The 11056-nt window shown below is 32.7% G+C and carries 10 protein-coding genes and 3 pseudogenes; 8 read left to right on the forward strand and 5 right to left on the reverse strand.

Going from position 1 to position 11056, the window contains the following annotated elements; all coding sequences use genetic code 11:
* Positions 1 to 496 precede the first annotated feature (496 nt).
* Positions 497 to 685, forward strand: a pseudogene (locus ACQV2T_RS07135) (IS3 family transposase); the annotation flags it as partial.
* Positions 686 to 793: 108 nt separating this feature from the next.
* On the opposite strand, the gene ACQV2T_RS07140 reads toward ACQV2T_RS07135, so the two are convergent.
* Positions 794 to 2323, reverse strand: coding sequence for a DUF5067 domain-containing protein (locus ACQV2T_RS07140; RefSeq protein ID WP_428874582.1), 1530 nt, complete (start codon positions 2321 to 2323; stop codon positions 794 to 796).
* A 736-nt stretch (positions 2324 to 3059) separates the two neighbouring features.
* Between ACQV2T_RS07140 and ACQV2T_RS07145 the strand changes: the two genes are divergently transcribed.
* Together ACQV2T_RS07145 and ACQV2T_RS07150 are read left to right on the forward strand one after the other, a co-directional pair.
* Positions 3060 to 4163, forward strand: coding sequence for a peptidoglycan amidohydrolase family protein (locus tag ACQV2T_RS07145; RefSeq protein WP_428874581.1), 1104 nt, complete (start codon positions 3060 to 3062; stop codon positions 4161 to 4163).
* Between the two features lie 233 nt (positions 4164 to 4396).
* Positions 4397 to 4738, forward strand: coding sequence for a phage holin family protein (locus ACQV2T_RS07150; RefSeq protein ID WP_428893455.1), 342 nt, complete (start codon positions 4397 to 4399; stop codon positions 4736 to 4738).
* A gap of 266 nt (positions 4739 to 5004) precedes the next feature.
* On the opposite strand, the pseudogene ACQV2T_RS07155 reads toward ACQV2T_RS07150, so the two are convergent.
* Positions 5005 to 6168, reverse strand: a pseudogene (locus ACQV2T_RS07155) (IS256 family transposase).
* Between the two features lie 242 nt (positions 6169 to 6410).
* Here ACQV2T_RS07155 and ACQV2T_RS07160 point away from each other — a divergent pair.
* Together ACQV2T_RS07160 and ACQV2T_RS07165 are read left to right on the forward strand one after the other, a co-directional pair.
* On the forward strand, positions 6411 to 7061 hold the full coding sequence (locus ACQV2T_RS07160) for an ABC transporter ATP-binding protein (RefSeq protein ID WP_428885268.1): 651 nt from the start codon (positions 6411 to 6413) through the stop codon (positions 7059 to 7061).
* A complete protein-coding gene (locus ACQV2T_RS07165; RefSeq protein ID WP_428885267.1) occupies positions 7048 to 8223 on the forward strand; it encodes a hypothetical protein in 1176 nt (391 codons plus the stop codon). The genes ACQV2T_RS07160 and ACQV2T_RS07165 overlap by 14 nt, the downstream gene beginning before the upstream one ends.
* Before the next feature lie 202 nt (positions 8224 to 8425).
* On the opposite strand, the pseudogene ACQV2T_RS07170 reads toward ACQV2T_RS07165, so the two are convergent.
* The 3 genes and pseudogenes from ACQV2T_RS07170 to ACQV2T_RS07180 all read right to left on the reverse strand — a co-directional run.
* A pseudogene (locus ACQV2T_RS07170) lies at positions 8426 to 8881 on the reverse strand (IS3 family transposase); the annotation flags it as partial.
* A gap of 12 nt (positions 8882 to 8893) precedes the next feature.
* On the reverse strand, positions 8894 to 9175 hold the full coding sequence (locus tag ACQV2T_RS07175) for an IS3 family transposase (protein ID WP_428885266.1): 282 nt from the start codon (positions 9173 to 9175) through the stop codon (positions 8894 to 8896).
* Positions 9176 to 9355: 180 nt separating this feature from the next.
* Positions 9356 to 9697, reverse strand: a complete 342-nt coding sequence (locus ACQV2T_RS07180) for a helix-turn-helix domain-containing protein (protein WP_428893442.1) — start codon at positions 9695 to 9697, stop codon at positions 9356 to 9358.
* A 56-nt stretch (positions 9698 to 9753) separates the two neighbouring features.
* Between ACQV2T_RS07180 and ACQV2T_RS07185 the strand changes: the two genes are divergently transcribed.
* The 3 genes from ACQV2T_RS07185 (at position 9754) to ACQV2T_RS07195 (ending at position 11054) form a co-directional block, all read left to right on the forward strand.
* Positions 9754 to 10479 (forward strand): hypothetical protein, encoded by a 726-nt coding sequence (locus ACQV2T_RS07185; RefSeq protein ID WP_428893443.1) that lies wholly within the window; start codon positions 9754 to 9756, stop codon positions 10477 to 10479.
* Between the two features lie 65 nt (positions 10480 to 10544).
* Complete coding sequence (locus tag ACQV2T_RS07190) at positions 10545 to 10856, forward strand: hypothetical protein (protein ID WP_428874038.1); 312 nt, start codon at positions 10545 to 10547, stop codon at positions 10854 to 10856.
* Between the two features lie 3 nt (positions 10857 to 10859).
* On the forward strand, positions 10860 to 11054 hold the full coding sequence (locus ACQV2T_RS07195) for a helix-turn-helix transcriptional regulator (RefSeq protein ID WP_428874039.1): 195 nt from the start codon (positions 10860 to 10862) through the stop codon (positions 11052 to 11054).
* Positions 11055 to 11056 lie beyond the last annotated feature (2 nt).

Here is an 11056-nt window from a genome sequence, read left to right on the forward strand (position 1 = left end):
TATCTCGGGTCTTATTTTAAAGGTTATAGCAAAAATGGACTTATGATACAGCCCCATTGTTAAATTAAGTGTAGACGATTTTATTATGGCAAGAACAAGAAAAACATTTATCCCTGAATTTAAACTTCAAATAGTGTGATTATTTGAAATGGAAAATCTAAATCCGATAATGTTAGAGAGTATGATTTAACATCTCTGGTATTAGATAAATAGATGAAGAATCATCAAAATAGTGGTTCATTCAATACAGTTGATCATCTAACAGATGATAAAAAAAAGCTATGAAAATTACGCAAAGAAAATCCACCATTGAAAGTGGAAAATGATAGTTTAAAGCAAGCCGCGCTGATCATGTAACGAAAAGAGAAGTCATTCAGAAGAATGCTCCTCACTATTGCGTATCAGTAATGTGCTAAGTCCTAAAAATACCAAGAAGCACTTATTATGATTCAATAAAAAGAAAGAATACCAATCTTAAAAAGATGATTCGGAATTAGAAACTATCATTATACATACGTTTAATACGAGTAGAAAAAGCTTTGGTACAAGACGAATAAGAAATGAACTGAATAAGATGGGTATAACTTTATCAAGACGAAAAATTGGTCGCATGATAAAAAAACATAATCTAGTATCAGTTTATACAAAAATCTGCTTAACAAAAAAGACGACCAACAGAAGTTAGTCGTCTGAAGCCCTACCAACATTATTTGACATAGAGCCATTTAAATTGAAATTTGGCAGGATATTATTATAAAGAGTTAGCTTCTTTTGTATAAGTACTAAATAAAGATTATTGAACTATTTGATACATCTGATCATTAAGGTCTTTAAAGGTCTCCCAATTTGATTGAGATTGCAGAGTCAACAGGACTTCCTCATCTTCATTGATGACTTCAATTTGTTCCTCTTCAGTTACACAGTAGTTGATATTTTCTAATTTGATAACATTAGTTTGGCTTTCAGTGATTTTTGCCATTTGGAGTTTAGCTTCTTCGGACAATTCAAAATCAGAAAAATTTTGAATTTCAAACTCTAATTGATCCGCTAAGTTTTGGCTTGGATTTAATAAATAAATAGTATCAAAGTCAAAAAGATAGCCTTGGTTACTATCATTTAAATAAAGGGAGCTTTGGTTTGGCAGATTCAGTAAATCTTCGATGTTGAGATCGAAATCAGCAATCGTTTCATTTTCTAAAATTGAAATGTTTAAAGGCGATTCACTGTCCATTAGTTGATAGTAAGCGGTTACTCTTGTTTTTTCGCCAGAATCTACTTCTTCATACTTAGGAAAAACTTCTTGATTAGGATCTAATTGATACTTCCCTGGTTCTAATTTAATCGTTGAATCTTGTTGAGATTGAGAGAAGAAAACCTGTTGGTCCCAAGTGTGGGCATAATCCATCACTTTATGATCAGAAGTATTTTCAAATTCATATTTTACAACGAGCATTGGTAATTCTTGGTCTTGATTGCCAGCAGAAGCAGGTGCTAATAATGAAACATATTTAATGGTATATTCGCCAGTTTCACTTACAAAAGTGTAATTAAGAGGTAAAGCTTCTTTCTCAGCTTCAGAATCTACTCTTTGCTCATTCAAATGCTGAGTAAGTTTTTCATGTTTAATTGAGTCCTCTTTTTTATTATCGCTTTCTGTTTGGCTCTGATTGTTTGGCTTAGAATCTGATTGGCTGAAGATTTCAGGATATAACTTTTTGAAATTGTTGTAAGGCATGGTAATATCTCCACCGGTCGGTAGTTTTATTAAGTATTGAATAGCTGCTTCACGCACAGCGCCTTTTGGAAGTTTTGCCAGCATTTCATCTGTTACACCATAATAATGGAGAGAATATAGATATTCATCGTAGAATCCTTGATCTACTTTTTGAGCTGCTTCTTCATAAGTATAGGATAGTCCTTTATCTGTTGAATTTGGTTCTTTCTGCTCTGAAGATGTTTGTGTAATGGAAACAAAAGTCGGATATAACTTTTTGAAATGTGCGTAAGGCATGGAGATATCTCCACCAGTCGGTAATTCCATTAAATATTGAATGGCTGCTTCACGAACTGTTCCTTCAGGAAGTGTTGCTAGCATTTCATCTGTTATTCCATAGTAATGTAATGAAGAGAGGTATTGATCATAAAAATCCTCATCCACTCTTTTAGCGGCTTCTTCATAAGTAAAGCTTAGACCTTTGTCTGGTGTTTCAACCTCAGTTTGGTTTGCTTCACTCGTTTCCTGCGCATAGGTATATATAGGTAAGCTAGCTGCCACAAGAGACATGATAGAAAGGGTAGATAATAATCTTCTTTTTATTGACATAATATAGCTCCTTTTATTTTTAATTTTATTATTTATATTTTAACATAAACTTCTTTTTTTATCACTAATAATTATTGAAGTATTACGTATGAAGAGACTATTAACTTTTTACTGTTTGATAAAATAAAGTTTAGATTGAATATCAAAAAATTAAGCATGAATAATAATAGTCTAGCTTAAGAGTTGAAAAATTAAATTTTAATTAAGATAGTATTTCCATTAATTTTTTTTAATTTCCTCCGTGTTATTGTTAGTCGAATTAATAGCTATTAAAAGACTGAAATTAAATGTAAGGATGTGGGATATGGAAAACAATGCAAGAATTATTTGCAATTATCTGATTAAATATGGATGGTCTTGAGAAGATGTTGCTAGAATTCTAGTAATCCAGAAATTAATGGAAATCGTTGTGGATATGAAATTGGTCAGTGTATATCAGTAACTAATTTAACTAATTGGCCATATACAAATGGTTTAGATCTAGTAAATTTCTATACACAATTAAAGTGAATATAATATGAAGTCGTAAATTGCTATGATTAGAATATTAATTCGTTGTACGATTTTGCATATAAGGTGACTTTTAAGGATTTTTTATTAGTCATCAAGAACCTGAAGAAACAACAAAAATTTTTGTCGAAGCTTATGAATGTCCGACGGTTTGCGGGAAAAATTGACAGCTAGTCAAACATCCGCTCGTCGTTAGTATATTAATTTTAAAGGAGAATCAACAAATATGAATCAAGATACAAATTCTTATTATATCGTACAATCTGGAGATTCCTATTGGGGGATTTCACAAAAATTTGGAATTAGTATTGATGAATTGTTAAAACTTATTAATCTTTCAGCGGATCACATGCTTCATCCTGGTGATCGACTAATAGTTAAGAAAGGCAGCACGACAATAAATCCTGGAGGAAATGGAAACAATTCAGGATCTGTTAAAACATATACTGTGGTAAGTGGTGATAGCTTATGGGGAATTGCTAATAAATTCGGTCTAACATTAGACGAATTATGTTCTTTGAATGGTTTGACAATTAGTTCTATAATCCATCCTGGAGATGTTCTAATTGTCAGCAAGAATGATGGAACTCAACCTACTCCAACCCCTTCGCCTAAGCAAAACAACTTGGATGCTGTAGTGCAGTGGTTCATGGATCGAATTGGGAAAGTAACATATAGCATGAATCATAGAACAGGACCAACTTCGTACGATTGTTCATCAGCAGTATACTCAGCACTAATTGCAGGTGGATTTCTACCTCAAGGAAGTTGGTTAGGAAATACTGAGACTCTTTATCAGCAAGAAGGATCACTATTGATTCCAATTAGTCGTTCACAAGCACGTTATGGAGATATCTTTGTTGCTGGAGTTAAAGGAGGATCATTAAATGAATACGGACATACTGGGGTATTTATTTCAAATGATAGAATCATTCATTGTAATTACGGATCAAATGGTATAGCTATTACTCCTTTAGAAGGTTATTATGGAAATGGTCCATTACATTGTTATCGATTAAGAGGTGCTGAAAATAACACTCCAACCCCTCAGCCGATCCCTCCAACAGGTAATGAAACTCTAGTAAAATCATATTCTGAGAGCGCTCGATTTACTGCGAATCAAGAGGTTAATATTTATAATAATTATCAAAAAAATTCACCTGTAGCTGCAAGCTTATCTGCAGGAGAATCTGTTTATTATGATTCGGTTTATATTACTAACAAGCATGTTTGGATTAGCTATATTTCTTATTCAGGCACTCGCAGATATGTACCTATTCGAGCATATAATAATGGAGTTGTAGGGCCTATGGTGGGAAGTATATCTTAAAAAATAATAACTTTGAAACATACTATCTTATAACAAAGACGCTTATTAGTGTTCGAGTGAACATTAACTAATAAGCGTCTTTCATTTTAAAGTAATCTGTATAGGGTAATTCATAAAAAATTATAAATAAAAATATTAGTTTTATAGAGAGGATATTTTAAATGGATAATTAATTTGAGTTAGAAAAATTAATCATTATTTATAAGTCAATAAATAACAATCCTTACATAGTTATTTTTGTCTGGTTAGTAGTCTTTGATTTTGTTACTGGCTATGCAAAAAGTTTTTTAAGTGGTATCGCAAATTCTACAAAAGGATTACAGGGGTTGGTAAAGCATCTACTAGTTGTTATGTTAGTGATTTCCGTTTGCCCGTTACTTGAGGTGTTAGGATTTGAGTCAATATCTACAAGTTTTATAGTATTCTATATAGTAACATATGGGATTTCAGTTGTAGAAAACCTTGGACAATCAGGTATTCCGTTACCAAACTTTGTAACTAAGTACTTTGACAAACTAAATAGAGAAGGAACTAAAATTGATTTAAAGTTTAAATTTGTAATTAAAAAAATGTAGATTCAATTCTATGCAATTCAAGAGAATGATTTGTTTTTTATGTTACTTTTAATGGTGCATCTTTATGATTGGTCATAAAGTTTTCTGATTCACTATCAATGATTACAAAATGAAGATACCTTTTACATCTCACCGAATAATCATCAAGTATTTATAAGTATAATAAGTAAAGGTTTATACTGAAGTTAATATAGTAAATTAAAAAAAGTTATCAGAGTCAAGTCCATAATCTTGTGTAAAATAACTTAGTACAATGTTCATCACCATTAAAGCCTCATATAAGCCCTTGAAGAAGTAATCCATTCTTCGTGGATGTGCATTAATACAGAGCCAATTAATCGATTAGCTGAGTCGACATTTGGAAAGATTCGTACCACTTTCTCTCTACGACGTACTTCTTGATTCAATCGTTCTAAAAGGTTTGTACTTCGTCATCGAGAGTGGGCTGTTCCAATAGCGACATATTGGAATCCATCTTCAAAACCTTCATCCAAAACTTGGCATGCTTTCGCATATCGGGCTTGTATCTCAAATTCCTCAAGGATTTCTTGTTTTAGTTTTCGTGCTTCTTCAAGATTAGTCATTCGAAACACGGCTTTAACTTGCTCTCGAAAGAGCTGAGAATCTTTCTTTGGAATGCTGGCAAAGATGTTTCGTAAGAAATGTACTTGGCACCTTTGCCAGGATACATTCGTGAATTCTTTTTTGATGGCTGTTACAAGGCCTTTATGGGCATCGGAAATAATGAGTTTAACACCTTGTAAATGACGTTCTTTTAAGTACTCGAAGAAATGTGTCCATGTTTGTTCACTCTCACCATCTTGGATGAGAAATCCTAAGACTTCTCTTTCTCCAGATTCACTAAAACCGATGGCGATATGGCAGCTTTTAGAAACAACTCGATTATTTTCACGCACTTTAATATAAAGCACATCTGTCATGAGATAGGGATAGCTTTTCTCAAAAGGTGCAATTTGCCATGCTTTGACAACCTCGTCTAATTCTTTAGTAAGATTAGAAACAAAGGACTTAGAGACTTGTTTACCACATAGTTCTTCGACGATTTGGCTGACTTTTCGAGTCGAAACACCTGAAACATACATCTCGAGCATAGACGTTAAAAGAGCTTTTTCATGTCTTTGATATCTTTCAAAGATATCTGTTGAAAACTGACCATCCCTTGAGCGTGGGACACGAAGAGTAAGAGTACCCACTCGCGTTGTGTACGTTCTATCGTAGTAGCCATTACGTTGACTCACACGTTCTTCACCGCGTTCAAACTCACCAACACCAATGTATTGATCGCGTTGGTTTTCCATCAGTTGATTAAATACCGTTGTTAGTAAGTTTTTGGCAAGATCATCAGAAACCGAACGATTAATAAGTTTTTGAATCTCTTCTGGATTTAAAGTAAAATGTATTTGGGTCATGACAGTCCTCCTGGGTATGTTTTCTTAGTCAAAAACATTGTACCGTAAAAGGACGTTTCATGACCTTTTTTACTTTTACACAATTATATGGACTTGACTCAATCAAACTACAAACTAAATGGTGTATAATTTAGTTTATAAATTATATTGAGAATTTGAGTACACTAATTGGAATAAATAATTTAAAATAGAGTTTAGATACTTTTGTAAATAAGAGTTTTACTAAATCAAAAGGAGCTATTATGTTAAGCATAAGCAATCTAACAATCAAAAATCATCAGATCCCCTTATTTACTGCGGATTTTACAATCTTTCCTTACTCATTGGTAGCTCTTACGGGTCCTAATGGTAGTGGGAAATCGACCTTGTTAAGGACGATTGCAGGTTTAAGGAAAGAAACTCAAGGGCAGATCAGTCTCGACATTGAAGATCGACAACTTAGGGGTAAAAGTTTTAAGCAGGCAGTTTTTTATTTTGAGTCGGTCAATTGGTTGGATAAAAATCTATCGGGAATGGATTACTTAAAGCTTTATAATAAAGTCTGGCAAGCTGATCCAGACCTAATCGAAAGGGCGGTTAATCGATGGCAAAGTCACGATTACATCAAACAACCGATTTATAAGTACTCGCTCGGTATGAAACAAAAGTTAGTATTATCATTATATGAAGTAACCAATCCTACTTATTGGCTAATGGATGAACCAACTAATGGTTTAGATTATGAGAGTCTTAATCAATTTAAAAGCTATCTCCAAACACAACGTGATGAAGGAAAGGCTTTCTTAATAGCGACCCATGAACAAGTGGATTTTCTTAATCTTTGCGACAAGATATACTCTATCCAGGGCCATCAATTAGAAGAAAGAGAGGTTAGCCATCATGAAGCCATTTAACCTTTATTTGAAACAAATCTTTAAGGCTAGACTTAACTGGTTGCCCTTGTCTGTCAGTATCTTGGTAATGGCTTTTCTACTGGTAATGAATACTTCTTCAGAAAGCAAAGTAGGATTTATTGCCTCACTAGATGATAATAATGAAATAATGCAATATATTAGCAGTGATTATGAGGATACTCTATCCGGTGATCTAAATTCCAAAGACAGAAATAAAATTTTTGAAGCACAAGAGTCCCTAAAACAAAATATCGCTCAAAACCTTAAAGCAATCGATCGAGCGAAGGTCGGTGATTGGTCGGAAGCCCTTGCGATTCAAGTTGAATTAATGGAAAGGAATGAATTAGCTGACATAGAGTCAAAAATTCATAAATTTGATGAAAATTATATTCGTAATACCTATGGAAAGTATCAGCGCTACAAAATATTGCAAGGACTTAACTTACCTCCTGAATTTGAAGGAGGAGAGAGTCGTGGTTATACTTTTCTATACAGAATGCTTGATACCGTCTTTCCAATTATTTTTATCTTATGTTTGATTACTTTATTAAGCGACAGCTTTACCCGTCAATTTTATGATCAAATAGACCTTGAAGACCTATTTCCAGTGAACCAGGTGACTTGGCAATTAGATAAATTAGTTAAAATTTACTTAATTTCCCTTTTGGTATATGGAGTAAGCTTCGGATTGTTCTTCATTGTAGCTGGTCTGGTTAATGGTTTTTCATCCTATCAATATCCGATTTCAATCTATACGGACACATACATAGAGACCCTTCCAGTCTGGCGTTTAATCGCGCAGACAAGTGTCATGCATGCTTTTACTATCCTTATGACGGTTATCTGGGTCTATCTGATTGCTATATTGACTAAGGAAAAATTAATTACCCTCTTCGTTTCTGGCTTGACATTGATTGGGGGAATCTTATTAACAGGAAATATTGCGCCTTTGGCTAAGGTCATGCATTTTATTCCAACCACCTATTTCTTCGCTACCCGTGTCATTACCCAACAACTTGCTTATGAGAATGTGAACCAAGCCATTACTTATCAAAATGGTCTCTTGCTAGTAAGCATAGTTAATCTTTTTCTGATAGTATTGATAATATTAATTAAATCTAAAAGACTTCATTCAATAACACAACTTTTTAAGAATGAATAAATTCATATTTAACTACAAAGTCATATCAAAAATATAGAGAATTCTAGATTATCAATTATTTAGAAAAGGTCAAGAAGGTGTAAATACAGCTAAAAAATGATAGAGGATTTATAAGTATACTAAGCATTTCAACATAACTTAGAAAAGACTTCTATTAATGATGTGCACCCCAAAATACGGACAAAAATTTAATATTTAATTATTAAGCGGTTTGTAACCTGTATTCAACAGCAGACAAGCCGTTTAATTTTGCTTTAATTCTTTCTTCGTTATACCAACGGATATAACTTTTAATTTCTTTCTCTAAATTAGCATAAGAGTTAAATGTGACACCATGGAACATCTCTTGTTTAAGAATTCCGAAGAAATTCTCCATCGGAGAATTGTCCAAACAATTTCCTTTTCGAGACATGCTTTGAGTGACGCCATTTTTTGTGAGCTTTGACATCCATGATTTATGCTGGTAGTGAAAGCCTTGATCCGAATGAATGATTAAATTAGATTCAATGTTTCTTGTTTGAAGAGCTTGATCTAACATCGTATTTGTCATGCGAATATCAGGTCTATAACTTAAATTATAAGTGACTATTTCTCCGTTAAACGCATCTAAAATAGGTGAAAGATACAGTCTTTTTTCCTGACCCGGTAAACGAAATTCGGTGACATCAGTTCACCATAATTTATTGGCTGCCGAAACATTAAATTGATGAGTAACGATGTTGTCTGCGATTTTACCGACAGTTCCCTTATATGAGCTGTATTTTCTGCTTTGAGTATTAAACTTATCACAAAGCAAATTTTCTTCTCTAATCATTCGCAAAACTTTCTTGTGATTAACAATATAACCCAGTTTTCTTAACGTTAAACTGACTCGACGGTATCCGTAACGTTCTTTGGACGCTTTAATAATCTTTCTAATTTCCAGCTTGATTTGAGTATCCGGATCAATCATTAGCTTGAACTCTTTCTTCCAGTCATAAAAGCTTGATTTAGGTAAACTACTAATCTTAAGTCATTCAACTATTTGAGTTTGAGGGTATTTTTCAAGTAAGTCTAAATGATCTGCGTCTTTTCCTTGCTTCGGGTTCTTCTTTTTTCTTTTATCAGTCATATTTTTTCTCGGCTTTCCGCTTTATTTGTTCAAGCCTGAGAAACCTTCTTTTTGATAAATTCGATTCCAATTACATATCAGCAATCCGTTAGGCAAATCGAATTTTTCAACAGCTTCTTGATAGGAACATTCATGTATTTGCCTATATTTTATGACAGACAACTCAAATTTGCCACTATATTCTATTTTATTGAGCTTTTTATTAAATCCTTCGAAGCCATGGTTTTCATACATCTCTATCCAATTTCTAACTGTAGAAGATGGAATTATATACTTTTCTGCTATTAAATCACGACCACCGGTCGTTCCATCAAGATATTCATTCACTAATTTGATTTTAAATCCTTTTGAATATTTAGACATAAAAAGAACCCCTCTATCCAATTCAAATTTATCAAGAAGGTGACTACGAAGTTACCTTGAATTATGAAATTATTAACAATCCACGAAAAATTTTATCGGTGGATGTTCTACCTTCTTATACTAATTATAAAATTAATTTTGCCTTCTCAATTAGAAATGGAAATACAATGGCATTTCCAAGAGATATAGAATCTGGGGCTGAATTAAAGGATGGCGCCTATACAGATAACGGTTTTACGGTTGATTTTATTCAATCAAAGTATTTAACTTTAGATGTTGTAAGAAAAGAAATCACTAAAAATGATGACGGCAGTGTTTCAAGTAGTGTACGTTCAAATACAGTAGGCAATGGAAAAAACACGTATGATAAACCAGGTATTTATGAATTAACTGTCAAAAATAAATACTCAGATTCAGCTCCAACTACCATTACTATTTTTGTTGGAAATAATCGTTATATTGCTGCATTAGCAAAGAATCAATTAAGTATTGAAGAATTGAATAAGAAATTATTAGCTGGACGAGAAGTTAATGAAAATGGGGACATGGTTGATAAGTTAGAAAGTGACATTCGCTTAGGAGAAAACTCTGAGATTACAGAATTGTCACCTAAACCATCTGATAGAAAGAATCCGAAACAGAAAATTGAAGAAACAAAAACCTTTGTTAAAGTAGAAGAAAATAAGAGCAATAATGCTTTTATTGTACTATTAGCTATAGTTAGCTTGATGATTGCTCTATGGGTAGTTATTAAACGAACTATAAATGTAAAAACAATTTGACATTTTTGGATAAATGAATTAAGCTATATATGTCAAAACAATTTTACATATAAGGAGAGATAATAATGGAAATGGGAAATACTTTTTGGGGTTTATGGTTATTTATAATTGTTTTTATTCTGTGTATTTTAGCAATAATATGGACGATGCTAGAAGTGTTTAAGCAAGGGGATGAAAGAAGGCAAAAAATTATACATGAAGCATCGACTGAGACATTCATTATTGGGATTGTGATATTGTTTTTTGAATCAATGTATATGATTTATCAAAATAATGTTGGATTTAACAATTACCATTCTAACCCGTTAATTGAATTAGCAGTAATCTGCATTATATTTTTAATAGATTTAAGACTAAAAATTAGAAAGTTCAGTTAATCTATGAATAATAAAATCAAAGAACTAAGAATTAAGAAGGGTTGGTCTCAAGCCCAACTTGCGGATAAGTGCAATGTTACCAGACAAACAATTAATGCAATTGAAAATAACAAATACGATCCGAGTCTACAACTTGCTTTTAATATGGCAAAGCATTTAGATACAATGGTTGATGAACTTTTTATTAGTGATCAGTAGAT

Source organism: Facklamia sp. P13069, assembly GCF_050409405.1.
GTDB lineage: Bacteria > Bacillota > Bacilli > Lactobacillales > Aerococcaceae > Facklamia.

Coding starts and splice junctions, on each gene's coding strand:
- ACQV2T_RS07140 (WP_428874582.1), bottom strand. CDS start 2,323: ATGTCAATAAAAAGAAGATTATTATCTACCCTTTCTATCATGTCTCTT.
- ACQV2T_RS07145 (WP_428874581.1), top strand. CDS start 3,060: ATGAATCAAGATACAAATTCTTATTATATCGTACAATCTGGAGATTCC.
- ACQV2T_RS07160 (WP_428885268.1), top strand. CDS start 6,411: ATGTTAAGCATAAGCAATCTAACAATCAAAAATCATCAGATCCCCTTA.
- ACQV2T_RS07165 (WP_428885267.1), top strand. CDS start 7,048: ATGAAGCCATTTAACCTTTATTTGAAACAAATCTTTAAGGCTAGACTT.
- ACQV2T_RS07175 (WP_428885266.1), bottom strand. CDS start 9,175: ATGATTGATCCGGATACTCAAATCAAGCTGGAAATTAGAAAGATTATT.
- ACQV2T_RS07180 (WP_428893442.1), bottom strand. CDS start 9,697: ATGTCTAAATATTCAAAAGGATTTAAAATCAAATTAGTGAATGAATAT.
- ACQV2T_RS07190 (WP_428874038.1), top strand. CDS start 10,545: ATGGAAATGGGAAATACTTTTTGGGGTTTATGGTTATTTATAATTGTT.
- ACQV2T_RS07195 (WP_428874039.1), top strand. CDS start 10,860: ATGAATAATAAAATCAAAGAACTAAGAATTAAGAAGGGTTGGTCTCAA.